This is a genomic window from Streptomyces hesseae (genome assembly GCF_031845785.1).
GTDB classification, from domain to species: domain Bacteria; phylum Actinomycetota; class Actinomycetes; order Streptomycetales; family Streptomycetaceae; genus Streptomyces; species Streptomyces hesseae.
In genome coordinates this window covers 403,306-430,058 of the sequence record NZ_JAVRFI010000002.1, presented here as the reverse complement: position 1 = coordinate 430,058, position 26,753 = coordinate 403,306, and the positions used below count along the sequence as shown (strand labels likewise).

At 74.2% G+C, this 26,753-nt stretch carries 26 protein-coding genes; 19 read left to right on the top strand and 7 right to left on the bottom strand.

Translation table 11 applies throughout. The features are described 5' to 3' along the window. Positions 1–55 precede the first annotated feature (55 nt). Entirely contained in the window at positions 56–1,240 is a 1,185-nt protein-coding gene (locus RM609_RS04900) for a damage-control phosphatase ARMT1 family protein (RefSeq protein ID WP_311608175.1), read from the top strand. A 41-nt stretch (positions 1,241–1,281) separates the two neighbouring features. On the opposite strand, the gene RM609_RS04895 is transcribed toward RM609_RS04900, so the two are convergent. Beyond that, positions 1,282–1,950, bottom strand: coding sequence for a phosphatase PAP2 family protein (locus RM609_RS04895; protein WP_311608174.1), 669 nt, complete (start codon positions 1,948–1,950; stop codon positions 1,282–1,284). A gap of 118 nt (positions 1,951–2,068) precedes the next feature. Here RM609_RS04895 and RM609_RS04890 point away from each other — a divergent pair, with 118 nt between their 5' ends. Further along, positions 2,069–2,452 carry a BlaI/MecI/CopY family transcriptional regulator gene (locus RM609_RS04890; protein ID WP_311608173.1) on the top strand — a complete coding sequence of 128 codons (384 nt, stop codon included), beginning with the start codon at positions 2,069–2,071 and terminating at the stop codon, positions 2,450–2,452. Then, entirely contained in the window at positions 2,449–3,405 is a 957-nt protein-coding gene (locus RM609_RS04885; protein WP_311608172.1) for a M48 family metalloprotease, read from the top strand. Before RM609_RS04890 ends, RM609_RS04885 begins: the two co-directional genes overlap by 4 nt. 96 nt (positions 3,406–3,501) lie before the next feature. Here the strand turns inward: RM609_RS04885 and RM609_RS04880 are convergent, their stop codons facing one another. Further along, a complete protein-coding gene (locus RM609_RS04880) occupies positions 3,502–4,644 on the bottom strand; it encodes a ricin-type beta-trefoil lectin domain protein (protein ID WP_311608171.1) in 1,143 nt (380 codons plus the stop codon). Between the two features lie 220 nt (positions 4,645–4,864). Here RM609_RS04880 and RM609_RS04875 point away from each other — a divergent pair, with 220 nt between their 5' ends. The 7 genes from RM609_RS04875 (at position 4,865) to RM609_RS04845 (ending at position 12,566) form a co-directional block, all read left to right on the top strand. Then, positions 4,865–5,686: a PLL family lectin gene (locus RM609_RS04875; protein ID WP_311608170.1), complete on the top strand. Its 822-nt coding sequence runs from the start codon at positions 4,865–4,867 to the stop codon at positions 5,684–5,686. A 150-nt stretch (positions 5,687–5,836) separates the two neighbouring features. After that, a complete protein-coding gene (locus RM609_RS04870; RefSeq protein WP_311608169.1) occupies positions 5,837–6,880 on the top strand; it encodes a 3-oxoacyl-ACP synthase III family protein in 1,044 nt (347 codons plus the stop codon). Then, positions 6,877–7,626, top strand: coding sequence for a glycosyltransferase family A protein (locus RM609_RS04865; RefSeq protein WP_311608168.1), 750 nt, complete (start codon positions 6,877–6,879; stop codon positions 7,624–7,626). Before RM609_RS04870 ends, RM609_RS04865 begins: the two co-directional genes overlap by 4 nt. Then, the gene (locus tag RM609_RS04860) at positions 7,626–9,116 is read left to right on the top strand and encodes a class I adenylate-forming enzyme family protein (RefSeq protein WP_311608167.1); all 1,491 of its coding nucleotides are present in this window, start codon (positions 7,626–7,628) and stop codon (positions 9,114–9,116) included. Before RM609_RS04865 ends, RM609_RS04860 begins: the two co-directional genes overlap by 1 nt. 144 nt (positions 9,117–9,260) lie before the next feature. Beyond that, complete coding sequence (locus RM609_RS04855) at positions 9,261–10,823, top strand: cytochrome P450 (RefSeq protein ID WP_311608166.1); 1,563 nt, start codon at positions 9,261–9,263, stop codon at positions 10,821–10,823. After that, the gene (locus RM609_RS04850) at positions 10,820–11,782 is read left to right on the top strand and encodes an NAD-dependent epimerase/dehydratase family protein (protein WP_311608164.1); all 963 of its coding nucleotides are present in this window, start codon (positions 10,820–10,822) and stop codon (positions 11,780–11,782) included. The genes RM609_RS04855 and RM609_RS04850 overlap by 4 nt, the downstream gene beginning before the upstream one ends. A 193-nt stretch (positions 11,783–11,975) precedes the next feature. Beyond that, the gene (locus RM609_RS04845) at positions 11,976–12,566 is read left to right on the top strand and encodes a hypothetical protein (protein ID WP_311608163.1); all 591 of its coding nucleotides are present in this window, start codon (positions 11,976–11,978) and stop codon (positions 12,564–12,566) included. A 23-nt stretch (positions 12,567–12,589) separates the two neighbouring features. Here RM609_RS04845 and RM609_RS04840 read toward each other — a convergent pair whose 3' ends face one another. The 3 genes from RM609_RS04840 to RM609_RS04830 form a co-directional block, all read right to left on the bottom strand. Continuing rightward, positions 12,590–12,805: a DUF5133 domain-containing protein gene (locus RM609_RS04840; protein ID WP_311608162.1), complete on the bottom strand. Its 216-nt coding sequence runs from the start codon at positions 12,803–12,805 to the stop codon at positions 12,590–12,592. A gap of 109 nt (positions 12,806–12,914) precedes the next feature. Beyond that, positions 12,915–13,361: a nitroreductase family deazaflavin-dependent oxidoreductase gene (locus tag RM609_RS04835; RefSeq protein ID WP_311608160.1), complete on the bottom strand. Its 447-nt coding sequence runs from the start codon at positions 13,359–13,361 to the stop codon at positions 12,915–12,917. A gap of 156 nt (positions 13,362–13,517) precedes the next feature. After that, entirely contained in the window at positions 13,518–15,896 is a 2,379-nt protein-coding gene (locus RM609_RS04830; RefSeq protein ID WP_311608158.1) for a collagenase, read from the bottom strand. 223 nt (positions 15,897–16,119) lie between these two features. On the opposite strand from RM609_RS04830, the gene RM609_RS04825 reads away from it, so the two are divergent. The 8 genes from RM609_RS04825 to RM609_RS04790 all read left to right on the top strand — a co-directional run bounded on the left by RM609_RS04825 (position 16,120) and on the right by RM609_RS04790 (position 24,709). Next, on the top strand, positions 16,120–17,490 hold the full coding sequence (locus tag RM609_RS04825) for an aminopeptidase P family protein (protein WP_311608157.1): 1,371 nt from the start codon (positions 16,120–16,122) through the stop codon (positions 17,488–17,490). Positions 17,491–17,580: 90 nt separating this feature from the next. Next, positions 17,581–18,723, top strand: a complete 1,143-nt coding sequence (locus RM609_RS04820; RefSeq protein ID WP_438828377.1) for an NAD(P)/FAD-dependent oxidoreductase — start codon at positions 17,581–17,583, stop codon at positions 18,721–18,723. A gap of 89 nt (positions 18,724–18,812) precedes the next feature. Further along, positions 18,813–19,127 carry a (2Fe-2S)-binding protein gene (locus tag RM609_RS04815; RefSeq protein ID WP_311608154.1) on the top strand — a complete coding sequence of 105 codons (315 nt, stop codon included), beginning with the start codon at positions 18,813–18,815 and terminating at the stop codon, positions 19,125–19,127. 25 nt (positions 19,128–19,152) lie between these two features. Continuing rightward, on the top strand, positions 19,153–20,673 hold the full coding sequence (locus RM609_RS04810) for an FAD/NAD(P)-dependent oxidoreductase (RefSeq protein ID WP_311608512.1): 1,521 nt from the start codon (positions 19,153–19,155) through the stop codon (positions 20,671–20,673). Then, positions 20,670–21,578 carry a dihydrodipicolinate synthase family protein gene (locus tag RM609_RS04805; protein ID WP_311608153.1) on the top strand — a complete coding sequence of 303 codons (909 nt, stop codon included), beginning with the start codon at positions 20,670–20,672 and terminating at the stop codon, positions 21,576–21,578. Before RM609_RS04810 ends, RM609_RS04805 begins: the two co-directional genes overlap by 4 nt. Positions 21,579–21,610: 32 nt before the next feature. Next, entirely contained in the window at positions 21,611–22,615 is a 1,005-nt protein-coding gene (locus tag RM609_RS04800) for a proline racemase family protein (protein WP_311608152.1), read from the top strand. Next, positions 22,612–23,970, top strand: a complete 1,359-nt coding sequence (locus RM609_RS04795) for an aldehyde dehydrogenase family protein (RefSeq protein WP_311608151.1) — start codon at positions 22,612–22,614, stop codon at positions 23,968–23,970. The genes RM609_RS04800 and RM609_RS04795 overlap by 4 nt, the downstream gene beginning before the upstream one ends. A gap of 61 nt (positions 23,971–24,031) precedes the next feature. Then, positions 24,032–24,709: a GntR family transcriptional regulator gene (locus tag RM609_RS04790; protein WP_311608150.1), complete on the top strand. Its 678-nt coding sequence runs from the start codon at positions 24,032–24,034 to the stop codon at positions 24,707–24,709. A 42-nt stretch (positions 24,710–24,751) separates the two neighbouring features. Here the strand turns inward: RM609_RS04790 and RM609_RS04785 are convergent, their stop codons facing one another. Beyond that, positions 24,752–25,768 carry a helix-turn-helix transcriptional regulator gene (locus RM609_RS04785; protein ID WP_311608149.1) on the bottom strand — a complete coding sequence of 339 codons (1,017 nt, stop codon included), beginning with the start codon at positions 25,766–25,768 and terminating at the stop codon, positions 24,752–24,754. A gap of 93 nt (positions 25,769–25,861) precedes the next feature. Between RM609_RS04785 and RM609_RS04780 the strand changes: the two genes are divergently transcribed. Then, positions 25,862–26,260: a VOC family protein gene (locus RM609_RS04780; protein ID WP_311608148.1), complete on the top strand. Its 399-nt coding sequence runs from the start codon at positions 25,862–25,864 to the stop codon at positions 26,258–26,260. 90 nt (positions 26,261–26,350) lie between these two features. On the opposite strand, the gene RM609_RS04775 is transcribed toward RM609_RS04780, so the two are convergent. Then, positions 26,351–26,731 carry a hypothetical protein gene (locus tag RM609_RS04775; protein ID WP_311608147.1) on the bottom strand — a complete coding sequence of 127 codons (381 nt, stop codon included), beginning with the start codon at positions 26,729–26,731 and terminating at the stop codon, positions 26,351–26,353. Positions 26,732–26,753: the final 22 nt, after the last annotated feature.

The following is a 26,753-nucleotide window of genomic DNA, read 5'->3' as shown; positions in this document are numbered from 1 at the left end:
ACCCGCCGCCGGGTACGGTGCGGAGCAGCCGCACCGTGGAGGAGAAGTGAAGGCCATGCCCGCACCCGACGACGCCCCCGTGATCCGCAGCGACGAGCCCGGCTCGTTCGCGTGGGAGGTGTGGGCCAAGCGCCACCCCGCGCTCGTCCAGCGGCTGCGCGACGCCTCCCCCTACGGGCCGGACCAGCACCGGGCCCTCGACGCCCTGCTCACCGGGCTCGCCGACGGAGTGATCGAGCCGCTGCCCGCCGGCGCCCACGACCACGACCGGTGGCGGGACTGGGACCGGGGCCACCTCGGCACCTCGTGGTTCGCCGCGCCGTTCCTGTGGGCCGAGAGCTACTTCTACCGCAGGCTCCTCGACGCCGTCGGCTACTTCGCGCCCGGCCCCTGGCAGGGCGTGGACCCCTTCGCCCCGTTCAAGCACGCGGAGCTCGCCGGCCCGGCGGTCGACGACGCGCTGGCCGTCCTCGACGAGCTGGAGGAGGCGGACCCCGCCGCGCGCGACGCGGCCCTGCTGCGGGCCGCGCTCTGGGGCAACCGCGCCGACCTGGGCTTCCGCATCACCGCCGGCGACATGGCCGCCACCGGCAGCGACCCGGCCCTCGTCGCGGACGACAGCGCCCTGCTGTGGTCCCTGCTGCCCGAGGGCCGCCCGGCCGAGGTCCACCTCGTCGCGGACAACGCCGGCCCGGAGCTCATCCCCGACCTGGTCCTCCTCGACCACCTCCTGCGCAGCGGCCGGGCCCACCGTGCCGTCCTGCACGTCAAGCCGTACCCGTACTACGTCTCCGACGCCACCATGGCCGACGTCGCCGACGCCCTGCGCCGGCTCCGCCGGGCACCGGGGAAGAGCGCCGCGCAGGCAGGCGGGCGGCTGTGGCGCGCGATGGCCACCGGGAAACTCGAAGTGCGTGCCCACGCGTTCTTCTGCGCCCCCCTGCCGTACGAGGAGATGCCCGGGGATCTGCGCGCCGAGCTCGCGGCGGCGACGGTGACCGTCATGAAGGGCGATCTGAACTACCGCAGGCTTGTCGGCGACCGGCACTGGCCTGCCACGACGCCCTTCACCGGGCGGACCGCCCATTTCCCGGGGCCGGTCGCCGCGCTGCGCACCCTCAAGTCAGATGTGATCACGGGCCTGGACGGGGCGACGGTGACCGCGCTGGAGAGCGGCGGGGCGCCCTGGCGGACCAGCGGCACCCACGCCCTCGTCCAGGTCGACGCCCGGGATCGCTGACCACGGCCGCCGGTGGCTGCTTCCGGCTGCTTCCGGCCGCTTCAGTCGGCGGTCAGCAGCGGGCGCAGCCTGCCGCCGCGGGCGCGTTCCACCCAGGGCGCCGCCCGGCCGGAGGCCGCCGCCAGGGGCAGGGCGACCAGCACGCCCACCAGCGCTCCTGCGGCGACGTCGTGCGGATAGTGGGCGCCGACCCAGATCCGGGAGAAGCCCATCGCCACGGCCGCCAGGAAGGCGAGCACCCCCAGCTTCCGGTCCAGCAGCAGCAGCGCCGTGGCGGCGGAGAAAGCGATGACCGTGTGATTACTGGGGAAGGCCCAGTCGGACGGCGCCGGGCAGGACTCCAGCGTGAAGCTGTGCGGGATCGACCGGCAGGGCCGCACCTCGCGCACCACCGACTTCAGGATCATGTCCACGCCGTAGACGAGGACGACCACGAGGGGCACGGCCAGGGCGCGGGCCATCGTCGCGGCGTCCGCGCGTCGCGCCCGCCACCACACCACCAGCATCAGCAGCGCGAACAGGGCGAGCCCGTAGGAGGACCACGCGGACATGACGTCATTGAGCAGGTGGCCGGAGTGCCGTGCCAGCTGGGTGACGTCCGTGTACCAGCCGCCGTCGATCGTCGAGCCGTCGAAGGCGAGCGAGGTGCCCGATGGTGCGGACGCGACCGGGGCGGGGGTGGCCGGAAGGGCGGAGGGTGGTGCGAGCATGGGGCGCGGGGCCTCCCATAATCGAGGACGGGCGGGCGTGCCTGCGGGCACGCCATCGTCTACATTCCGATAGACGGTCTACACGACGGTAGACGATCGCGAGGAGAGGACGGTTCCGGTGACCGAGGACATACGCCGACAGGCCGGTGAGCTGGAAGCCGCCGTACTGGTCGTCCTCTGGGCGGCCGACCGCCCGCTCACGCCGCCGGAGGTCCAGGCCGCGCTCACCGAGCCGCTCGCGCGCACCACGGTCGCCACCACCCTGGCCCGCCTCCACGCCAAGGGCACCCTCGACCGGGTCCGGGCCGGTCGCGCGTACGCCTACAGCCCGGCCGTCGAGGACCGGGCCGCCCTCGCCGCCCAGCGTATGCACACCGAGCTCGACAAGGGCGACGACCGGCAGGGCGTGCTCGCCCGCTTCGTCTCCCGGCTCTCCTCCGCCGACGAGGTTGTGCTGAGGGAGCTGCTGGAGCAGGCCGCCGAGCCGGGGAACCTGCCGTGACCTGGGCCGTCTGGGCGCCGCTGATCATCCCCTTCCTCGCCGTGCCGACCGCCCGCCGGCTGGCCGCCGCACTGCCGCCGCGCCCGGCCGCGCTGCTCCTCGTCGCCACCGCCGTCACCCTCGCCTGCCTGTCCGGGGCGGCTCTGGCGCTGCTGTCGGGCGCGGCGGTGCTGCGGCTGCCCGTGGTGGCGTCGTTCAGCCATCTGTCCGTGCCGCTGCTGGAGCGCCTCGCGCCCGCGGCCGTGCCCGTCGGCGTCGTGGCGGCCCTGGCCGCCGGGGCGGTGGCCGCCGGTGTCGTCCGGGTGCTGCACGGCCACCGTGCCGCGCGGGCCCGGGTCGCCCGGGAGCTCGCCGGGCACTCCCGCGCGGGCGACCTCACTGTGCTGCCCGTCGAGGGGGCCGACGCCTACGCCCTGCCCGGCCGGCCGGGCGGCGTGGTCGTCACCGCCGGCATGCTGCGCGGCCTCGACGCGGACGAACGCGCCGTGCTGCTGGCCCACGAGCGCGCCCATCTGACGGGCCGGCACCACCTTCTGCTGCTGCTCGCGCGGCTCGCCGCCTGCGCGCACCCCGCGCTGCGCGGCCTGCGCGAACCGCTGGCCTTCCAGGTGGAGCGGTGGGCCGACGAGGCGGCCGCCGCCGCGGTCGGCGACCGCAGGCTGGCGGCCCGGGCCGTGGCGCGCGCGGCGCTGGCCGCCTCGGCCGCGCCCACCGGCCGGGCCCGTCCGGCCGGCGCGCTGGCGGCGGCCGCGGGGCCGGTGCCCCGCCGGGTGGCGGCGCTGCTGTCCGCGCCGCCGGTCACGCGGGGCTCCTTCGCCCGGGCGCGGAGCGTGGCGGCCGGGCTGCTGGTGTGCCTGCTGCTCTCCGGGGCGGCCGCCGCCGAGGCGACCACCGATCTCCACGAGGACATCGAGACGGCCCAGGCCGGGAGCGCGGCGCCCGCCGTGCGCTAGTGGGTGAAGGGGCCCGGCCCGTAAAGGGGTGCGCCCCCTGTCCGTCCGGCGTGCACTGGACGGACAGGGGGCGCGGTTTCCGCGGCGCGGTCCGGGTCAGGCGCGCTTCCACTTCTGGTGGTTGCCGCCGTTGCAGTACCAGAGGCCGACCGGGGAGTCGTTCTCGGTCGCCTCGTGGGAGACGTCCACGCAGAGGCCGGAGGGGACGCCGGTGATGCTGCCGTCGTCGTTGAGGTTCCACTTCTGGTTGGCGCCGCCGTTGCACGACCAGATGATCAGCGGGGTGCCGCCGGTCGTGCCGCCGCCGGCCGCGTCCAGGCACATGTCACCGAAGACGCGCAGCTCCTTGTCGGCGGTGTAGGTCCACTTCTGGTTGTTGCCGCCCCAGCAGTTCCACAGCTGCGGCGTGGTGGTGCCCTTGTCGCTGGGCATGTCCAGGCAGCGGCCCGAGCCGACGCCCACCAGGCTGGTGGTGCTCTTGACGGTGGTGCGGATCCAGTCGCCGAGGTCGTCGGTACGGGTGGCGACCGCGCCGGTGCGGGTCTCGCCCGGAGCGGCGCCCAGGCAGCCGCCCTGCCAGGAGCCGACGTTGACACCGACCAGCTCGGCCTTGCCGTCCTTCTCGCGCAGCAGCGGGGCGCCCATGTCGCCCTTGCACAGCGAGTCGTCGAGGCTCTTGCCGGTGATGTTCACGGTGGTGGCGGCGAGGCCGTCCACGGTGGCCGTGGCGGTGTGCGCCTTGTTCGGCACCCACTCGGTCTTCGTCCGGCCGAATCCGACGGCCTTGAGGACCTCGCCCTTGGCGGGCGCGGTGGCGGCCAGGGCCACGGGGGCGACACTGTTCACCGGCTGGGCCAGCCGGGCCAGGACCAGGTCACGGCCGGCCTGGGGCACCAGCTCCACGACCTCGGTGACGAGACCGGCGTCGGTGCCGAGGTCGGCGCGGCCGACGGTGGCGGTCGTCTTGCCGGACGGCTTGCCGTGCGCCAGGGAGGTGGCCTGCTGGGCGGTGTCGGTGAAGCAGCTCGCCGCGGTCACGACCCACTGCGCGTCGACCAGCGCGGCCGAACAGGACCGCTTGCCCTCGCCGATGTCGAGCTTGGCGGTGTAGGCGTAGGCCCCGTCCTTGGCCTCAGGGCCCGTGACCGCACCTGCGGGCGCCGCGGCGAACAGCCCCGCGGCCACCGTGGCGGTGACGAGACCGGCCGACCACACCGAGCGTGAAACCCTGCCAGACATATGTCTTCCTTAACGCTTTGGGAAAAGGCTAAATAAAAACGTGTAAAAAATAAAAAGTTCCCGTAGGGGACCTGATGTGGGGTCAAAATAGCGACTCCCAAAGGAATTGGACATTCCGCAGAACTGCCGCCCGGCGCCGTACGGCGGTTCCGGGGGTGCTCCACGGCCCGTCTTTCGCGAACTGGCGTGTGAAGTGGCCCTGGTGGGGTAGGAGTTGACCATGGGGAGATCATTGACGGGTTCCTTACGTGCCGTAGTCGCCCTGGCCCTCGCCTGCGCCGGAGCCCTGACGGTCGCGCCACCGGCTCCCGCGGCGCCGCCCGGCCCACGAGCCGCCGCCACGAGCGGCTGCGCCATGGACAACGGAGCGCGGGGCGTGGCCGCAGGCGCGTCGGGCGACCCGGTCTCCGTGACCCGGTCCGACGGCCGCGTCGACCAGTTCCAGGCGTTCTACGACAGCACGGCCACCCAGGGCCTGCCCTTCGTCTGGCACCGCGCGCAGAGCGAGCCCGGCGGCGCCTACGGAGCCTGGGAGCGCGTCAGCGCCGGCACCGTCGGCCCCAAGGCGTCCTTCCTCACCGCCACCGAGAACGCCGCGGGCGGCCTGGAGCTGTTCTGGCTCGACCACGGCGGGTTCTGCCACTCCGTCCAGGGCCCGGACGGCGGCGCCTGGTCCGCCCCCGAGGGCTTCGGCCTGGCCCCGTTCCCGTACCACGGCTTCCTCGTGCTCTTCACCCGCGCCGACGGCACACTCGTTGCCATGGCCTCCTCCCGCTCCACGCAGAGCAGCATGGAGTCGCGCACCCAGTCGCCCGACGACGGGATCTGGCAGCCGCCGGCCCCCATGGGCAAGGTCCCCGAGACCGACGTCGGTCTGAGCCAGCCGAGCACCGTCACCGAACTGCCCGACAAGCGGCTCAAGGTGACCGCCCGCGAATGGAACCGCGACCGCTACTGGCAGATCACCGAGAACGCCCCCGGCGGCGGAGCCCCCCACTGGCCGGACCGCTGGCAGCTGTGCGCCACGTCCCGCTGCGACTGACCCGCGCGCGTCCTGTACCCGTCCGCATCCGCCCGTATCCGCCTGTATCCGCAGCTCAGAGCGGAGCCCACCGTTCTGCCTGATCTCCTCAGCCGCACTTGAGTACGCGTACTCACGCCGTCACCCGGAAGGGGCCGGAAGCTTGACGGCATGTGCGAGAACAGCAAGACCGTGTGCCGGCCCCGGGGCGGGGCCGGCATCACCGCCACCGGGTCGTACCTGCCCGAACGGACCCTGACCTCCGAGCGGTTGCAGGAGGAGGTGGCCCGTGCCGCCGGGCTCCCGCTGCCCCGGGGGCTCTTCCGGCGGACCACCGGCATCGTCACCCGCCGCGTCGCGGCCGACGGCGAGTACTCCTCGACGCTCGCCCTCGGCGCGGCCCGCCGCGCCCTGCGCTCCGCCGGCCTCCACCCGCTCGACATCGACCTGCTGATATACGCCTCCGCGACGCGCGACGTCGCCGAACCGGCCACCGCGCACATCGTCCAGGCCGCCCTGGGCTCCACCGCGCACGCCCTCGACGTCAGCAACGCCTGCAACAGCTTCCTCAACGGCATCGACACGGCCCGCGCCATGATCCTGGCCGGCCGCGCCCGGCGCGCCCTGGTGGTCACCGGGGAGACCCCCAGCCGCGCGATACGCCGCGCCCCCGCCGGCCCCGAGCAGTTCCGCGACGGCTTCGCCGGCTACACCTTCGGGGACGCCGGCGCCGCCGTCGTCATCGAGCCGGTCGACCGGGGCGGCATCCTCGACGTCGGCACCGAGACCCACTCCGAACACTGGTCCGTCGGCGGCATCTTCGGCGGCGGCTCCCGCCACCCGCGCTCGGAGGAGCACACCTACTTCCACGGTGACGGCCGAGAACTGCGCGAGGTGTTCGAGAAGAGCGGCACCGCCGTACTCGACCGCGTGCGCCACCGCACCGGCCTGGACTGGGACGACTACCGGCACGTCCTCGTCCACCAGGTGACCCTGCCCTACCTGGAACGCTTCGTCGAGCTCAGCGGCGTCCCCCGGGACAAGCTCGTCCTCACCGTGCCCGAACTCGGCAACATCGCCAGCGCCACCCTCGGCGTCCAGCTCGACCGGATCCACGGCGCGCTGGCCCCCGGCGACCGCGTCCTGTTCGTCGGCCTCGGCGGCGGCATCAGCGTCATGACCATGGTCTGGGAGAAGTCGGAGGCGGCCGCGTGACCACCGAACTGTGGGTCGTCGTCCCCGCCCACCAGGAAGAGGCCCGCATCGGCGACACCCTGCGCGCCCTCGCCGCCCAGCACGACCGCGACTTCACACTCGTCGTCGTCGACAACGCCTCCACCGACGGCACCGGCCGGATCGCCCGGGACTTCGCCGCCCGCGCACCCTTCCCCGTCCACGTCCTGGACGAGCCCGAGAAGGGCGTGGGCTGCGCCGTCGACACCGCCTTCCGCCACGCCATCGACCACGGCGCCGCCTACCTCGCCCGCACCGACGCCGACTGCCTGCCCCGGCCCGGCTGGACCGCCGCCGCGCGCGCCGCCCTCACCCGGCGCCCCGGCCCCGGGCTCGTCTGCGGCCGCATCGACGCCCGCCGCGACGAACACGGCCCCCTCGGCCGCGCCGCCTTCCGCGCCGCCGTCGCGCTCGCCGCCGCCTTCGGCCGGCTACGCCCCGCCCACGCCCGCCGGCACGGCTACCTCGCCCCCTACCGGATGCACGCCGGCAACAACATGGCCATCACCGCCGGCCTCTATCTGACCGTCGGCGGCATGCCCCGGCGCCCCTCGCCCACCGACCGGGCCTTCCTCAACCGCGTCCGCCGCCACACCACGGCCATCACCCACGCCAAGGACATGGTCGTGGAGAACTCCACCCGGCGCCTGCGCGCCTACGGCCTCGCCGGCACCGCCCGCTGGTACCTCGACAAGGGCTGCGGCCCGCTCGGGGAGGACCCGCGCTGATGCTCGACCGCCTCGACCACGCCCTGCGCCGCCACCCCCACCACCCCGCCGTCCTCACCACCACCACCCGCACCGGGGCGATCCGCGTCCGCGCCACCCGGGGCGACCTCGCCGAACTCGCCGACGCCTACGCCGCCGCCCTGCACGCCCGGGGCCTCGCCACCGGCGACACCATCGGCGTCGCCGTACGCCCCGGCCCCCGCGCCCTCGCCGTCCTCCTCGCCGCCGACCGGCTGGGCCTGCGCGCCGCCGTCCTCGACCCCGGCGCGGGCCCCGACGTACTGCGCGCCCGCCTCGCCCTGGCCCGGCCCGACCTCGTACTCGCCGACGCCACCGCCCAGGCCGTCGCCGGCTGGGCCCGTCCCCTGGCACGCCGCGTCCGCCTCGCCCTGCCCGACCTCGACGAGCTCGGCCCCGTAGCCACCCTCGGCCCCCGGCTCCCCGGCTGCGCCGCACCCCTGGACCTCACGGCACCGCGCACAGCCCTGCCCGCGCGGCCGGACGACGACGGCGACGCGGTCGTCGTCTTCACCTCCGGGACGACCGCCCGACCGCGCGCCGTGGTGCACACCCGCTCCTCCCTCGCGGCGGGCATGCGCGCCGTCACCGAACTCGTCGCGCCCCGCCCCGGCCGGCCCGTGCTCGGCGGTACCTTCTTCGTCCTCGTACCGTCCCTGGCCCAGGGCGCCCCGGTCGCGCTACCCGCCCGCCGGCCCCGCACCCTGGCCCGCCAACTGGCCCGGCTCCGCCCCCAGGCCACGTATCTGACGCCCCCGCAACTGCGCGCCGCGCTCGGCGCCGGCGCCTTCTTCACGGGCGGCGTCTGGACGGGCTCGGCGCCCGCGAGCGCCGAACTGCTCACGCGCGTCAAACGCGCCGGGGCGGCCGAGGCGTGGGGCGTCTACGCTCTGACGGAACTCTTCCCGGCCGCCGCCGTGGAACAGGCCGAGAAGGCCGCGTTCACGGGCGTCGGCGACATCGTGGGCACCCCGCTGCCCGGCGTCGAGGCTCGCTGCGACACCGGTGGCGAGCTGCTCCTGTCCGGCGCCGCCGCCCGCCACCGCTACCTCGGCGAGGACCCCGACCCCTGGGTCCGCACCGGCGACCGGGCGCGCATCGACGCGGGCCGGATCGTGCTGGAAGGCAGGAGCAAGGACATGGTCCTGCGCGGCGCCGAGAACATCTACCCCGGCCTCTACGAACCGGCCCTGCACATCCCCGGCGTCGAACTCGCCCTGCTCGTCGGCGTCCCCGCGCCCGACGGCGACGAACGGCTCGCCGCCCTCGTCCAGCCCCGGCCGGGTACGGACCCCAGCGCGCTGCGCGGCGCACTGGCGGCCCCCCTGTCCCGCATGGGCACGGCCCACCCCGACGCGGTCCTGTTCACGGACATCCCGCTCGCGGGCCGCTCCCGCAAACCGGACCGCGCGGCCGCCGCACGGAAGGCGGCGGCGTTGCTCGCGGGGCGGGGAACGGGCGGGGTGCGGTGACGGCGCCGCCTTGGGGGAGGGTCGGGGGTTGCACCCCGGCCGGGGCGGGCGGTGCCGGCGCCGTCGGCCGGAGCCGAGCGAGGGGTGTCGCGATGCCGCCGACGGTGTCCGCGCCGCGCGCCGCGCAGGGCGCGGAGCCCGCGCGTGGCGCTCGGAAGCCGGCCCGCGGCCGTGCGACTCGTGGCCCACTTCATCAGCCCGAAGCTGGACGAGAGACGTGACATGACGACAGCGCACACCACGCCCCACGCGGCCGAGGAGCCACGACAGACGCTGCCGGAAGGCTGCCCCTTCGCCGCTGCGGCGACGGCGGGGCCCGCCGGGGTCCCCGGCGCTGCCGGAAGCCCGTCCGCGACCACGGCCGTACCGCCTCGGGCCCCTGGCGAGGCCATGGCTTCCGCCACGCCCGTGGAGCCGGGCGTACCCATGGGGCTCGACGGGTCCACGGCCCTCGGCGCGCCTGCGGCACCTGGCCCGCCGACGGGCCCCGGCACGCCCGCGCGGCCCGCCGTGCCCGCCACCCCGCCCCCGCCCGCCCGTTCGGCGCCTCCGGCGCGCTCAGCGCGCACCGCCGCCGCACGCAGGCGGGACCGGCGGGTTTACACAGCCGCGCACCCCGTCCTCTTCGCCCTGCTCGCCGTGGCGCGCCACAAGCCGGTCCTCCGTATCGGCCGGACCGTGCTCGTCCACGACGCCGACGCCCTGCGGCACGCGCTGACCCGCCTGCCGCTGGACCGGACGGCCGCCGGGACGACCGGGCGGGCCGCGCGGTCCGCCCTGGACCCGGGCGATGCGGCCCCCACCGGCGGCGTCCTGTTCGACCAGCAGGGCGCGGCCCACCGCGCCGCGCGGCGAGGGCTCGCCGACGGCCTGTCCGCCGCGGGCGTGGCCCGCCTACGGCCGCTGTGGCAGGACACGCTCGCGCGTGGCCTCGCCCCGCTGGCCGAGGGGCGGGACGTCGACCTCGTGGCCCTGGCCCGGGAAGCCGCCGGAATCACGGCCTGTGCCCTGCTGGGAGTGGACGCCGACCCGCTGCGGCTCGCCGACGCCGCCGCCGATGCCGCCGCGGCGGCCGTACGGGAACACCTCCCATCCCTGCCCCGGCCCTGGGCCCGTTCCCGGACCGCCGCCGTGGACGCCGCGCGGCGGCTGCGCGACGTGCTCCACGAACCCGGCCGCGACCGGGCCGAGGACGCCGCCGCGCGGGCGATGCTCGCCGTCGCCTCCGTCACCACCGTCGTCGCCGCGCTGCCCCGCGCCGCCGCCTGGTGCGCGGACGCCGGCTGGTGGGACCGGGCCGCCGACGACACGTCGCGCCCCGCCCTGGCCCGGGAGCTGCTGCGCGTCACCGCGCCGTCCCCGCTGCTGCCCCGCGTCGCCGCCGAGCCGGGCACCCTGGGCGGCCGGCCCGTACGGGCGGGCGACCGGCTGCTGCTCGTCGCCCGTCACGCCGTCCGCGCGCACACCGACGACCCCGACTGCCGCCACCCGGCCGAACCCGCCCTGTCCCAACTCGTCTTCGGCGCAGGACCGCACGCCTGCCCCGGGGCCCGGCTCGCCACCGCCCAGCTGGAGGACTTCCTGAACGCCCTCGCCCCCTACCGCCCCGTCGTCGTCCGCGCCCGCGCCGACCGCCGGGCCGCACTGCCCGGCTGGCGCTCGCTGGTCGTCCGGCCGGGCGCGACCCCCGCGCCGGAGCCGGCATGAGCCCGGCACCGCCGCCGCTCCGTATCGCCGTCACCGGGGCGAGCGGCTTCTGCGGCTCCCACATCGCCCTCGCCGCGGCCCGGTTCGCGGACGTGGTGTGCGTGGGGCGCCGCCCCGGCCCCGTCGGCCGGCACGTCCCCTGGGACGCCGCGCGCGAGGCGCCCGGCCTCGCGGGCGCCGACGTGATCGTCCACTGCGCGGCCGCCGTCGGCGACCCCGCCCCCGGCTCCCGCGCCGAGGCCCTGATGCGCGCCGTCAACGTCGACGGCACCGCCCGCCTGATGGACGCCGCCGCCGGGCGCCCTGTCGTCTGGATCAGCAGCGCCAGCGTCTACGACCCCCGCGCCGACCGCTCCCTGGTCCGCGAGGACCACCCGGTCTCCGGCCAGCTCAACGCCTACGGCCGCACCAAGGCCGCCGGCGAGCGCCTCGCCCTGGACGCCGGCGCGGTCGTCCTGCGCCCCCGGGCCGTCTACGGACCGGGGGACCCCCACCTGTTGCCCCGGCTGCGCTCCCGCGTCCGCGCCGGCACGCTCCTGCTGCCCGGCCCGGACGTACCGCTGAGCCTGACGGCGGTGGAGAACCTCGCCGACGCCGCGCTCGCCGCCCCCGGCTGGCCGCCGGGCGCCTACAACATCGCCGACGCCGTCGCCCACGGCCGCGACGCGGCCCTGCGCCGGGTGCTGCGGGCCCATGGCGTCCGGGCCCGGATCCGTCATCTGCCGCTGGGCCTGGCCCGGTCCGCCGCCCGCGCCGCCGAGGCGGCCGCGCGGCTGCGCCCGGACGCCGAGGCCGCACTCTCGCGCTACGCCGTGGACCAGCTCGCCCACCCGGTCGTCCTGGACACCGGTAAGGCACGCGCCCAGGGCTGGCTGCCCCGCCGGACCCTCGACGACCACCTGGCGGACGTGGCCGGGACGGCCGGGAGGACGGGCGACCGCGATCACGACCGCCCGTGACCGCCTCCCGCGCGGCGATCCGGCCGACTTGCCGCCGCCGTCACCCGGGGTGCGCCGCATGAACCCTGGTGGACACCTGGCGTGTTTGCCCGCCCCGGCCGGTCCCCGCCCTGGCCACGCGCGCGTCCGCTGCGGTAGGCAGCAAGGGGCACCCGCCCCGCACGCGCACACCCGTCCCTCGGTTGGAGGACCCATGCGCACATCCCACAGAGCCGCGCTCGCCGCGGCCGTGGCCTTCGCCGGACTGTCCGCCGCCATCGTGCCGACGAACAGCGCCGCCGACACGCGGTCCGCCTTCGCGGACCAGGCCGTCCGCGCCGGCCTGACGGCCGCCCAGACGGCCGGGCTCCAGCAGCGCGTCGCCGCGTACCTCGACGCGACGGGCGGCCACCGGATCGCGCTCAACAAGATCGCCGTGAAGGGCGGCACCATCCTCGTCACGGTGCCCGGCGAGACGTACGCGCGGGAGCTGAACGGCGTGCTGGACCGCTCCGCCCCCGCGAGCGCCCTGGCGGCCTTCTGGGCGGACTGCCCGTATCTGTACTTCTGCGGCTGGAAGGGCGCCAACCGCACCGGGGACCAGTGGAACATCTCCAAGTGCGGTGTCCAGCAGGAGATCCCGGACGGCTGGAACAGCGGCGGTTCCTGGCAGAACAACCAGTCCAGCGGCACCCGCGCCCGGATGTACGGCAAGAGCCGCAATCTGGTCTACACCACTCCGCCGGCCCCCTACGGCCCGGTCAACGGGGACTGGGCGCCGGTCTGGTACGTCCAGGCCTGCTAGCACGGCGCCGACGGCGGCGGGGGTCAGTCCGCCGCCCGGCCCGCTCCGGGCACCCGGCGTCGCGCGGCGGCCAGGGCCGCGTCGACGTCACGGGTGCCCGTCGACACGCACAGGGTGTAGACGACGTCCTCCAGCCGCCGCCGGGTCGCGGGGTCCTCGGCACCCGATGCCAGTGCGCGCTCGAGCGCTGAGTACCGCCGGACGAGCTCGTCGAGCACAGCAGGGTGGGCGAGCAGCATGGAATCTCCTCCGGGTGAGCCTGGACGACAGTTCGTCGTGCGTCTGCCCGGACACCCCGGTCCCATGCCACACCCGAGCCGGGTACCGCTCCCGCCGCCGGGAGGAGCGTCAGTGCGCGATGAGGGAGGGCTCCAGGACGAAGACGGGGATCTCCCGGGAGGTCTTCTCCTGATAGTCGGCGTAGTCCGGCCACACCTCGACCGCCCGCGCCCGCCACAGGGCCCGCTCCTCGCCGGTGACCTCACGGGCCGTCATGTCCTGGTGCAGCGTGCCGTCCCGCAACTCCACCCGGGGGTCGGCGACGAGGTTGTGGTACCAGACCGGGTGCTTGGGGGAGCCGCCCTTCGAGGCGACGGCGGCGTACACGCCCTCGTGCTCCACCCGCATCAGCGGCGTCTTGCGGAGCTTGCCGCTCTTCGCGCCCAGGGTCGTCAGGAGGATGACCGGGATACCCCGCAGGGTCGTTCCCTCGGCGCCCCCGGAGCTCTCGATCAGTTCGACCTGGTCCCGCACCCACTTGGCCGGGCTCGGCTCGTACTCACCCTTCAGCGGCATGTCATCGTCCCTTTCTCCGTCCGGGAACCCCCGCGCGGATCCGTACCGCGCGTACCGTCCCATGAAATACCGAAAAGCATGCGGCTATTCCCGTTCCGGAGGAAGACGTCCGGACGTCGCCCCCGGCCCGGCAGGGGGCGACGTCACCCGGGTGGGTCAGCCGCGCAGCGGTCCCTCACAGCTGTAGTCCGCCGTGCCCGCGGGGCGGCCCGGCCACAGGTCGACCGTGCCGAAGGAGCAGTTCATGTCGGCGAGGTTGGTGGATGCCGCCTTGGCGCGCTCGAGGACGAAGTAGTCGACCGTCCCGGACATGTCCTTGAAGACGGCGTCGGCGTCGCCCGGGCTGTTCAGGTTCGCGGTGATCCGGCCGGTGCAGACGAACCGCGGCCGGTCGGGGGAGCCCGCGGCCCGGCAGTCGGGTGCCTGGCCCGTCGCGGCGGCGAAGGACGAGCGGACGGCCGTGGCCGAGGCGTCGCGCAGCCGGTTCACGGGGGTGAACGTGGTGGACGGCACGTACAGGTCCTTGACCTTGCCGATCTGCCGGTCGAGGAAGGTGTCGTAGCCGCGCTGCACGGACCCGTCGCGGCTCATGCGGTCGCGCCAGGCGTCGTAGCCCGCCACGTCGTTCGCCCGCAGGTGGTCGTACATCTCGCGCAGCAGCGAGGGCCGCTCGGTCCACAGGTACTCGAAGAACGTGCCCGCGTAGTTGTAGAAGCGGAAGCCGTCGCGGTCGTACTGGGCGTGCAGCAGCTGGTCGACGGTCATGCGGGGCTTGCCGCCGGCCGTGTCGTTGATGATGCCCTGCACCAGCGACTTGCGGACCTTGATGCCGCCGTCGCGGGTCGAGCCGGCGAAGAACTCGGCGGTGCCCTCGTCCATGGCGGTGGTGCGGTCGTTCTGGTACCAGGGGCCCTCGCCGAAGCTGCCGGGCACGGCCCAGCGGCCGTTGAGGTAGTGGGTGTACTCGTGACGGAAGAGCTCTTCGAGGGTGAGCGTGGAGTCCTGCGGCACACGGCGCTCGTAGGTGTAGAAGGTGGCGCCGTTCTCGATGTAGATGCCGCCGTTGTTGGTGCTCATGCCCGTCAGGAGCGGGTGGTAGATCTCGTAGTCCGCGCGGGAGGCGTACAGCACGATGTTCAGCGTGGAGTTGGTGTCGCCGGCCAGCGGCCGCTCGGTGCCCAGCACGCGGTGGAACTGTGACTTGACCTGCTTGCTCGCGTAGTACAGCCGGTCGACGGTGGCCCGGTCGAGCGCGGTGCGGACCTTGATGCCGCCGTTGTCGTAGGTGTAGGCGGACGGGAAGAGGCGGCGCTCGATGTCCTCCTTGCAGACCCCGTACTGCTTGCACAGGCCCAGGGTGTTGAGCCAGCCGACCGTCTTGCCCCACGGCTCGCTGCCCTGGCCGAAGTTGCGGACGACGGTGTCCAGGACCCCGCCCAGGGAGGCTGTGATCTCGCTCTTCACCGCGTCGACCTGGCTGAGCCGGCCGTATTCGTTGAGCGCGTCGCGCACGACCCAGGCGTTGTCCGTGCCCTTCAGGTGGGTGTATCCGGCGAAGGCCTTGAGGGCGGACCGGTAGGCGGGGTCGGCGGCGACGGCCGCGTCGAAGGCTGGGTCGTCGTTGTACACGCCCAGGTAGCCCACGGACAGCGCGCCGAGCGCGGCACCGCCCCAGCCCGGGTCCTTCGCGGTGTCGGGGTGGGAGGCGTCCATCATGGCCAGCACCCGCTTCATCAGCGGCAGCTGGTACTGGCGCAGCTGCGGCGTGCTGGCGGCGTAGAGGGCCTCGCGCAGGGTCTCGCCGTTGGTGCGGGTGGCGTCGAAGGTGTGGGAGCCGCTGCCGTAGTAGTAGATGGCGCGGCGGACGGCCTCCACGGTCGGCGCGTCCGAGAGGTCGATCTCGTCGTGCGAGAAGTCGTGGTAGGCCGCCGCGTGGAGGTAGGTGAACATCTCCAGCAGGTGGGAGGTGTTCTTCCCGTCGTGCCAGTAGCCGTAGCGCTCCGCGCGCTGGGCGACGGCGCGGACGTTCTCCCGTGAGAAGACGGGGACCAGCCGCTGGTCCCATGTCCACAGGATCTGGCGCAGACAGCCGTCGGAGGTGACGGCCGGGTCCATGAGGAAGTCGGCGAACCGCTCGGGGTCGAGCCGGCTGACGCCGTCGAGGGTGCAGGGAACGCTCGTGCCGCCGAGGGTGACGCGCGGGGCGACGGACGGTGCCGGGCTCTTGCCGTCCTTGCCCTTCTCGGCCTTCCCGCCCGGCTGCGGGCCGGGCACGCGCCCGTCGGTCAGGCCGCCCGGCGCGGTGGCCGAAGGCGTGGTGGGGCGGGGGGCCTTGGCGAGGTGGGTGACCTCGTCGAAGGGGTTGGGCGTACGGGCGTCGGACCGTACGGCCGAGGCGGGGGCGCCGGAGGTGGCGGCGGCCCGCGCGGGGGTGGGTGAGGAGACCGCGTAGCCCGTCTGGACGGCCGTGGCGGTGAGGGTCAGCGCTATCGCGGTGGTGAGCAGGGATCTGCGCACGGTGGCGGAATGGAACACCGATGACTCCTGTGTGGGAGGTGTGGGAGGTGTGGAGCGACGGCGCGCGGTGGAAGACGGCGCGCACGCCGGAGGTCGACGACCCACCGGGCATCAACCGCCTTGTGACAGGCGGTACGTGGGGGACCGGTGAGGCGCCATGTGATGCGTAACGTAGTAATGTGAAATTGCACTGACAAGATGTCAGCTACTCCGTTACATATCCGTGTCCGAGGAGGAGTTCATGCACGAACCCGCGCCCACCGCGCTCCGGACCGTCAGTCACGACCTTCCCGTATCGCCTGAGCTGGAGCGCTTCATGGCGGGCGGCTGGGCGGCCACCCCGCTGCCGGGCGACATCCGGCTGCCCGTCGCGGACCTCGCCGCCGCCCGCCGCGCCCGGTTGTCCGCGCGCTTCCCCGGCGAGCGGCTGATCGTCCCCGCCGGACGGCTGAAGGTCCGGTCCAACGACTGCGACCACCGCTTCCGGCCGCACAGCGCGTACGTCTGGCTCACCGGGCTGACAGGCGAGGAACAGGCGGGCCACGTACTGGTCATGGAGCCCACCGGCCCGCACGGCCACGAAGCCGTCCTCCATGTGCGGCCCCGCTCGCCGCGCACGGGCGATGAGTTCTACCGGGACCGCCGCTACGGCGAGTTCTGGGTCGGCCGGCGCCCCGACCTGGCCGAGGCCGAGCGCATGACCGGCATCCGCTGTGTCCACCTCGACGAGCCCGGCCGGCTGCCGCCCGGCCGCGACGCGTCCACCGACGCCGGACTCGCCTCCGTCCTCAGCGAGCTGCGCCTGGTCAAGGACGCCTGGGAGGTCGAACAGCTCCAACTGGCCGTGGACCACACCACCGCCGGATTCGAGGACGTCGTCCGGGCGTTGCCGCGCGCGCTGTCCCACCCCCGCGGCGAGCGGTGGATCGAGGGCGTCTTCGGCCTGCGCGCCCGCGCCGAGGGCAACGGCACCGGCTACGAGACCATCGCCGCTTCCGGAGCCCACGCGTGCGTCCTGCACTGGATACGCAACGACGGCCCCCTCGACCCCCGTGAACTGCTCCTGCTGGACGCCGGCGTGGAGACGGACACCCTCTACACCGCCGACATCACCCGCACCCTGCCGCTCTCCGGCCGCTTCTCGCCTGTCCAGCGCCAGGTGTACGAGCTGGTCCTCGCCGCACAGGAGGCGGGCATCGCCGCCCTCAAACCGGGCGCGAGCTTCCGCGACTTCCACCGGGCCGCCATGCGGGTCATCTCGGAAGGCCTCGTGGAGTGGGGCGTACTGACCGGGGCCGAGAGCGACCTCCATCGCCGTTACACCCTCTGCAGCAGCGGCCACATGCTCGGCCTGGACGTCCACGACTGCGCCCAGGCCCGGGCCGACGCCTACCTCGACGGCGTTCTGGAGGAGGGGCAGGTGCTCACCGTCGAACCCGGGCTCTACCTCCAGCCCGACGACGAGACACTGCCGCCCGAACTGCGCGGCATCGGGGTGCGGATCGAGGACGACCTGGTGATCACGGCCGAGGGGGCGCGGCTGATGTCGGGGGCGCTGCCGCGCACACCGGACGGAATCGAGGCGTGGATGGGGGAGTTGACCCAGGGATGATCCCGGGATGGCGCGGGTGAGGCCTTGGCGGAAATGCCTGGGCAAGGCCTTGGCACCGGCAGTGCAATGTGAAATATTACTGCCGTGTTCATGAGCGACTCCCCGGACCTCATCGTCGTCGGAGCGGGCGTGGTCGGCGCGGCCTGTGCCTACTACGCCGCCCGCCACGGCCTCTCCGTCACCGTGCTCGACCGTGGTCCCGTCGCGGGCGGGACCACGGGGGCGGGCGAGGGCAATCTGCTGGTCTCCGACAAGGAACCCGGCCCCGAACTCGAACTCGCCCTGCTGTCCGCCCGATTGTGGCACGACCTGTCGCAACGGCTCCCGGAACGCGTCGAGTACGAGCCCAAGGGCGGCCTGGTCGTCGCCTCCGCCGACGCCGGAATGAAGGCGCTGCGGGACTTCGCCGCGGCGCAGACGACGGCGGGCGTCACCGCCCACGAGATACCCGCGGACCGCCTGGCCTACCTGGAGCCGCACCTGGCCCCGGGCCTCGCCGGCGGCTTCCACTACCCCCAGGACGCCCAGGTCCAGCCCGCCCTCGCCGCCGCCCACCTGCTGCGCGCCTCGGGCGCCCGGGTGCGCACCGGCGAGGAGGTCACCGAGATCCTCACCGGCCCGGACGGCGGGGTGTGCGGCGTCCGCACCCCGGCCGGCACCGTGCGCGCCCCGCTCGTCGTGAACGCGGCCGGCGCGTGGGGCGGCGAACTCGCCCGCCTCGCCGGCACCGACCTGCCCCTCCTGCCCCGCCGCGGCTTCGTGCTCGTCACCGAACCGCTGCCGCGCCTGGTGCGGCACAAGGTGTACGCGGCGGACTACGTCGCCGACGTCGCCAGCGACTCGGCGGCGCTCCAGACCTCGGCGGTCGTCGAAGGCACGCCGGCGGGCCCGGTCCTCATCGGCGCCAGCCGCGAACGAGTCGGCTTCGACCGCACTCTGTCCGTCGAGGCGCTCCGCTTCCTCGCGGCCCGGGCCACCGCCCTGTTCCCGGTCCTGGCCGGGGTGCGGGCGATGCGGACGTACGCGGGATTCCGCCCGTACCTGCCCGACCACCTGCCCGCCATCGGGGCCGACCCACGCGTCCCCGGGTTGCTGCACGCCTGCGGCCACGAAGGCGCCGGCATCGGCCTCGCCCCGGCCACCGGCCTGATCATCGCCCGCCTCCTGACGGGCGCCGAGCCGCCGCTCGATGCCGGGCCGTTCCGGCCCGGCCGCTTCGCTCCCGCCGTTTGAAGTGTGGTGGCCGACCCTCGTCGACCGCCGTCCGGCCATACAGGGCTCGGCTCCCACCCGCCCCACCCACCCCCGAGAGGAGGCCCGCAGTGGCCCGTACCCCCGCCGACCTGGTCGGGGCGGACCTCGGTCCGTCGTTCGCCATCACCTTCGACGGTCGCGCCGTTCCCGCCCTGCCCGGCCAGACCGTCGCCGCCGCACTCTGGGCGGCGGGCATCCTCGCCTGGCGCACCACCCGCGAAGGCGGGCGCCCGCGCGGCGCGTTCTGCGGCATCGGGCAGTGCTACGACTGCCTCGCCACCGTCAACGGCCGCCCCAACCGCCGCGCCTGCCTCGTGCCCGCCCGCCCCGGCGACCGCGTCACCACCCAGGAGGGACACGGCCGTGCCGACCTCGCCGTCTGAGCCGACCTCGCCGTCCGGGAAGGCCGTGCCGTCCGGGAAGCCCTCTCCGTCCGGGCGGTCCGCGCCGTCCGAGGCGTACGACCTCGCCGTCATCGGTGCCGGGCCCGCCGGCCTCGCCGGAGCCGTCGCCGCCGACGAAGCGGGCCTGTCCGTCGCCCTGCTGGACTCCGCCGCGCACACCGGCGGCCAGTACTTCCGCCACCCCGACCCCGCCCTCGGCGCTACCCGCCCGCAGGCCCTCCACCACGACTGGCCCGCCTTCGCCCGGCTCCGCGACCGCCTCGCCGACGGCGGCGTCACCCACCTCGCCGGACACCACGTGTGGACCGTCACCCGCGAGGCCGAGAACCGCTGGACCGTGCACGCCCTCACCGGCGCCGACGGCGAAGCCGACGAACCGGTGACCGTACGGGCCCGCGCCGTGCTGCTCGCCACCGGCGCCTACGAACGGCAACTCCCCTTCCCCGGCTGGACCCTGCCCGGCGTCGTGGGCGCGGGCGGAGCCCAGGCGATGCTCAAATCCGGGCTCGTCCTGCCCGGCAGACGCGTCGTCGTCGCCGGCAGCGGGCCGCTGCTGCTCGCCGTCGCCACCTCGCTCGCCGCCGCCGGGGCGGACGTCCCCGCCGTCGTCGAAGCCTCCGGCTACGTCGGCTACGCCCGCCACCCCCGCGCCCTCGCCACCAACCCCCACAAGCTCCTCGAAGCGGCCACCCACGGCACGGCGCTGCTGCGCCACCGCGTCCCCGTGCACACCCGCAGCACCGTCACCCAGGTGCACGGCACCGACCGTGTGGAGGCCGTCACCATCGCCCGCGTCGACCGCCACTGGCGGCCGCTGCCCGGCACCGGCCGCCGCGTCGCCTGCGACGCGCTGGCCGTCGGCCACGGGCTCGTACCCCGGATCGAACTGGCCACCACCCTCGGCTGCGCCACCCGCCGCACCCCCGACGGCACCACCGCGCTCGTCCTGGACGGCTTCCAGCGCACCTCCGTCCCCGGCCTGTGGGCCGCGGGCGAGACCGGCGGCGTCGGCGGCTGGGAACTGGCCCGCACCGAGGGCGAGCTGGCCAGCCTCGCCGTCGCCGCCCGCCTCGGCGGCCGCCCCCCGCTCACGGGCGGCACCCGGCTGCGGCGGCTGCGCCGCGAGCGGGCCCGGCTGCGCGTCTTCGCCGAGGCCATGGCCGCCGCCCACGCCCCCGGCCGGGGCTGGACGCGGTGGCTCACCGACAACACCGAAGTCTGCCGCTGCGAGGAGGTCACCGCCGGCCGCGTCCGCGAGGCGGTGTGCGACCTCGGCGCCCACGATGCCCGCACCGTCAAGCTCCTCACCCGCGCCGGTATGGGCTGGTGCCAGGGGCGGATGTGCGGGGCGGCCGTGGCCTGCCTGGCGACGGAGGGCACGGCGGAGGGGACCGTGCCGCCGTCCGCCGAGCGCAGGCCACTGGCCGTACCCGTACCACTCGGGGCCCTCGGCTCCCTACCCACCGATACATCCGTCGATCAGCCGAACATAGAGTCGAACACAGAAAGGCCCACCGCACCATGACCGTCAACTCCTGGACCTCCACCCACCCCTGGCGCGGCATCATGGTCGCCACCGCACTCCCGCTGCGCGACGACTTGTCCGTCGACCACGACGCCTACGCCGAACACGTGCGCTGGCTCCTCGACAACGGCTGCGACGGCGTCGTGCCCAACGGCTCCCTCGGCGAGTACCAGACCCTCACCCCCGACGAGCGCGCCCGCGTCGTCCGCACCGCCGTCGAGGCGGCCGGCGACGGCGCCCGGGTGATGCCCGGCGTCGCCGCCTACGGCGGCGCCGAGGCACGCCGCTGGGCCGACCAGGCCGCCGAGGCGGGCTGCGGATCCGTCCTGCTGCTGCCCCCGAACGCCTACCGGGCCGACGAGGACGCCGTACGCGCCCACTACGCCGAGGTCGCCGGGGCCGGCATACCCGTCGTCGCCTACAACAACCCCATCGACACCAAGGTCGACCTCACCCCCGCCCTGCTCGCCCGGCTGCACGCGGACGGTCACATCGTGGCCGTCAAGGAGTTCTCCGGCGACGTCCGGCGCGCCTACGAGCTCGCCGAGCTCGCCCCCGGACTCGACCTGCTCATCGGCGCCGACGACGTCCTCCTCGAACTCGCCGTCGCGGGGGCCGTCGGCTGGGTCGCCGGCTACCCCAACGCCCTCCCCGCCGCCTGCGCCGAGCTCTACCGCGCCGCCGTCGCCGGGGACCTGACCACGGCCCTGCCGCTGTACCGGGCCCTGCACCCGCTGCTGCGCTGGGACTCCCGGACCGAGTTCGTCCAGGCGATCAAGCTGTCCATGGACATCGCCGGACGCCACGGCGGCCCCACCCGCCACCCCCGCCTGCCGCTGACCGGCGCGGTCGAGGCGGCCGTGCGCGCCGCCACCGAGAAGGCCCTCGCCGACGGACACCGCTGACCCCTGAGGCCCCCACCGCAGAAAGGACGTCCGTGCGCACCCGTCACGTCTTCCACGCCGTCGACTCGCACACCGAGGGCATGCCCACCCGCGTCATCACCGGCGGCGTCGGGGTGATTCCCGGTGCCACCATGGCCGAACGCCGGCTCCACTTCATCGAGCACCTGGACCACCTCCGGACGCTCCTGATGACCGAGCCGCGCGGCCACGCCTCCATGAGCGGCGCGATCCTCCAGCCCCCCACCCGCCCCGACGCCGACTACGGCGTCCTGTTCATCGAGGTGTCCGGCGTGCTGCCCATGTGCGGGCACGGCACCATCGGCGTCGCCACCGTCCTCGTCGAGACCGGCATGGTGCCCGTCACCGAGCCCGTCACCACCGTGCGCCTCGACGCCCCGGCCGGCCTCGTCACCGTCGACGTACGGGTCGAGGACGGCGCCGCGCGGTCCGCGACGATCACCAACGTGCCCGCCTTCTGCCTCGGTCTGGACCGCAAGGTGGACGTGCCCGGGTACGGCACGGTGACATACGACCTCGCCTTCGGCGGCAACTTCTACGCCTTCGTCGAGCTGGACGCGCTGGGCCTGCCCTTCGACCGGTCCCGCAAGGACGACCTGCTCGCCGCCGGACTCGCCGTCATGGCCGCCGTCAACGCCTCGCCGGACCGGCCCGTCCACCCCGAGGACCCCGGCATCAGCGGCCTCAAACACGTCTACCTCGCCGCGCCCGGCTCCGACGCCCATCACTCGCGGCACGCGATGGCCATCCACCCGGGGTGGTTCGACCGTTCCCCCTGCGGCACCGGAACCTCCGCCCGGATGGCGCAGCTGCACGCCCGGGGGCTGCTGCCGCTCGGCCGCGACTTCGTCAACGAGTCCTTCATCGGTACGCGCTTCACCGGCCGTCTGGTGGGGGAGACGGAGGTGGGCGGGGTGCCCGCGGTCGTCCCCACCATCACCGGCCGGGCCTGGATCACCGGCACGGCCCAGTACTTCCTCGACCCGGACGACCCGTTCCCCGGAGGCTTCCTGCTATGACGTCCCTCGTCTCCCGCAACCCGGCCGACCCCTCCGACGTCGTCGCCGAGTTCCCGGCGTCCGGAGCGTCCGGCATCGTGGCGGCCGTCGAACGGGCGCGCGCCGCCCAGCCGGAATGGCTGCTCGGCGGCGCGGCCGCCCGTTCGTCGGCGCTCACGGCCGTTGCCGCCGCCGTCGAGGCCGCCGCCGGGGAACTGGCCGCGCTCGCCGTACGGGAGGTGGGCAAGCCGGTCGCCGAAGCGCGCGCCGAAGTGGCCCGTACCGCCGCGATCTGGCGGTACTACGCCCAGGCCCCCTACGAGCCCACGGGAGCCGTCCACGAGACGGCCGCCGGCCCCGGGCTGCTGCTCACCCGCCGCCGCCCGCACGGCGTCGCCGGTCTGATCACCCCCTGGAACTTCCCCCTCGCCATTCCGTCCTGGAAGGCCGCCCCGGCGCTGGCCACGGGCAACGCCGTCGTCCTCAAGCCCGCCCCCGAGGCCACGGCGTGCGCCCGGCGCCTGGCCGGCATCGTCCAGGAGGCGCTGCCGGACGGGGTGTTCACGCTCGTCCCCGGCGGCGCCGAGGAGGGCGAGGCCCTCGTCACCACCGCCGACGCCGTCTCCTTCACCGGCTCCACGGCCGTCGGCACCGCGGTCGTCCGCGCGGCCACCGCCCGCGGCGTCCCCGTCCAGGCCGAGATGGGCGGCCTCAACGCGGCCCTCGTCCTGCCCGGCGCCGACATCGAACGGGCCGCCGGCCACATCGCCGCCGCGATCGCCGGGTACGCGGGCCAGAAGTGCACCGCCACCAGCAGGGTGATCGCCGTCGGCGCCGCCCGGGAGCCGCTGCGCGAGGCCTTGGCCGAGGCGCTGCACGCGCTGCCGGTGGGCGATCCGGCGGACCCGGCGACGGTGTGCGGGCCGCTCGTCTCGGAGCAGGCGCGCACCCGCTTCGAGCGGGCCCGGGAAGGCCTCTGTGCCGTCGCGGCGGGGAGTGCTCCCGACGGCCCGGGCTGGTACGTGGCCCCCACCCTCGCCGAGAAGGTGCCGGAGGGTCACCGGCTGCTGAGCGAGGAGGTCTTCGGCCCGATCGCCGTTCTCCTGCCGGCGGACGACGTGGCGGAGGCGGTGCGGATCGCGAACTCCGTCCCCCACGGGCTGGTCACCTCGGTCCACACCGGGGACCTCGCCGTGACGCTCGACGCCCTGGACCGCCTGGACACGGGCATGATCCGCGTCAACGCCCCGTCCACCGGAGTCGACTTCCACCTGCCCTTCGGCGGCGCGAAGGCGTCCGGTCACGGCCCGCGCGAACAGGGCCGCGCGGCTCTGGAGTTCTACACGTCGAGCCGGACGTACACCCTGACGCCGTAACGCAATGTGACATTGTACGCTGGATGGTCCGGACCGCAGGGTGAAAAGGAGTCGGGACACCATGGGACACCTGAAACAGCGCAACCTCATCACCGCGACCGAGCGGCTGCGCGACCAGGTGGCCCACGCCCTGCGGGCCGCGCTGATCTCCGGCGAACTCCGCCCCGGCCAGGTCTACTCGGCGCCGGGGCTCGCGGAGGACTTCGGCGTCTCCGCCACGCCCGTGCGGGAGGCCATGCTCGACCTGGCCCGCGAGGGCCTCGTCGAGCCGGTCCGCAACAAGGGCTTCCGGGTGACCGAGGTCAACGAGCGGGACCTGGACCAGTACACCGAGATCCGCACGCTGATCGAGGTCCCCACGGTCGGCCGGGTCACCCGCACCGCCGCCCGCGAGGACCTGGAGGCGCTTCGCCCGGTCGCCGAGGAGATCGTGCGCGCCGCGCGCGACCACGACCTCATCGGCTATCTGGAGGCCGACCGGCAGTTCCACCTCGCGCTGCTGACCCTGTCCGGCAACGAGCGCCTCGTCGAGACCGTCGGCGACCTCCGCAAGCGCTCGCGCCTGTACGGCCTGGACGCACTGGACGAGCGCGGCGAGCTCATCCACTCGGCCGAGGAGCACCTGGAGCTCCTCGACGTGATGCTGGCCGGGGACGCCGAGGGCGCCGAGGCGTGCATGACGCGTCACCTCGGGCACGTCCGTTCCCTGTGGGCGAAGGACGGCGGCGAGGAGGCCTGATCCGGGCCGGCTGTGCCGTCTCATGACATCGGTTTCTCGCTGTCAGGCTTGACGGGTTTGATGGGTTTGACGGGCTTGATGGGCGTAGGACGCGAGGCGATCGGCGAGCGCGGTGACGAGGTCGCGCAGTTCATCGGGGCGCTCGATGACGAACGGCCGGTCGAGTGAGGCGAGTACCGGAGGCAACCACTCAAGCCGCTCGGCCCGCAGTTCGACGCGCAGCCAGCGCTCGGTCGCCCGGTCCTCGCCTGCCACGGGCGCGTACTCCTCCAGGCTCGCAACACTGGCGGGAAGGTGGGCGCGGATCTGCTCAACTGTCCCGTGGATCCGCAAGATCACCTCATGCCGGTACTCAGCCGTGGCGAACCCTGACAACACGCGCTGTGCCGGATCCGGAGCCACGGGCGCTTCGAACGATCCGGGCAGGGGCCGCGCGTCTGCGATGCGATCGAGCCGGAAGGTTCGGTCCTCGCCGATTTGGGCGTCCTTGCCCGTGACGTACCACCGGCCCGCATGGGCGACGATCCCGTACGTGTGCAGCGTGCGTTCGCTGCGCCGTCCGTCGCGGTCGGTGTAGCGGATCGAGACCGGCCGGCGGTGGCGCACCGCATCGGCGATGGTGAGCAGGATCCCACTGTCCGGGGTGTCGTAATCGCCGGGCCGATCCGTGAAGGCGAGAGCTTCCAGGAGTGTGTCGAGCCGGCGGGCGATGTGCTTGGGCAGCACCCGCCGGATCTTGGCCGATGCCGTCTCGCTTGCCGTGTGCTGCGTCGTCGTCAGCCCTGCCCGGCGGCCGGCGACCAGGCCGAGCAGCACGGCCAGCGCCTCGTCGTCGCTGAGCATGAGCGGAGGCAAACGGTACCCGGGGGCGAGCCGGTACCCGCCGTAGCGGCCGCGCACCGATTCCACGGGCACGTCCAGGTCGATCAGCTGATCCACATACCGTCGCACGGTGCGCCCTTCGACGCCGAGCCGGTCGGCGAGTTCGGCCACGGTCCGGGTGCCGCCCGACTGCAGCAGCTCCAGAAGTGTCAGCACGCGGGCGGTTGGTCGAGGCATGTTCGCACCCTAAGGCGAATAGAGGACCGATTCTGTCCACTATTTCTCCTAGCCTGCGCGGTGCACGCCTCCAGCACAGCCAAGGAGATTCCCATGGACTTCGTCTCGATCCGCATCATCACCGGCGACGTGGCGCGCCTCGTCGAGTTCTATGAGCGAGCCACAGGGGCGCGGGCGACGTGGGCCACCGAGGACTTCGCCGAACTCAAGAGCGCGGGCGCCACCCTCGCGATCGCGAGCGTCCGCACCGTCCCGCTGTTCGCCCCGGGCTCTGCCCGCCCGGCGGACAACCACAGCGTGATCACCGAGTTCCTCGTCGACGACGTGGACCGCGTTCACCGGAACCTGACCGGCTTCGTCACCGACTTCGTCACCGAGCCCACCACGATGCCCTGGGGCAACCGGTCGCTGCTGTTCCGCGACCCCGACGGTAACCTTGTCAACTTCTTCACCCCCGTCACCCCAGCGGCCATCGAAAAGTTCGCACGCTGACGCCACACGCAGCCGTTCACACCGGGGCCCTGAGATCCCAGGGCCCCGGTGAACCACTCGCGGACATCCGGCGGCAACATGCTGGGAGCGTCAGTTGCAGTTCGAGGACTCGTGGTTGTTGGTGGTGCTTATGCCGCCGTAGGAGAAGTTCCACGTCGAGGTCTGGCCGGAGCATGAGTGCCCATTGGCGGTGAAGTTCCAGTTGCCGGTGTACTCGCGGTTGTTCGTCACGCCAGTCACAGGAATGTACCCGGCGTCAAACCAGTACGTGCCGTTGTTCAGCACCGGCCTGTTCTGGTTCGTGGAGCTGTTCGAGCTGGACTTCACGTCGACCTGGCCGAACTTCCAGTTGTTGACGTAGTTGGTGTTCCACAGGTTGACCTCGGTGTAGGCACCGCTGCAGTTCCACCCGAGGTAGAACTGGCCGATGGTCTGTGTGCCCACCTTGATGCTCTGAATATCCCCGAGCACCTGGCCACCTGAGGGGCAGCTT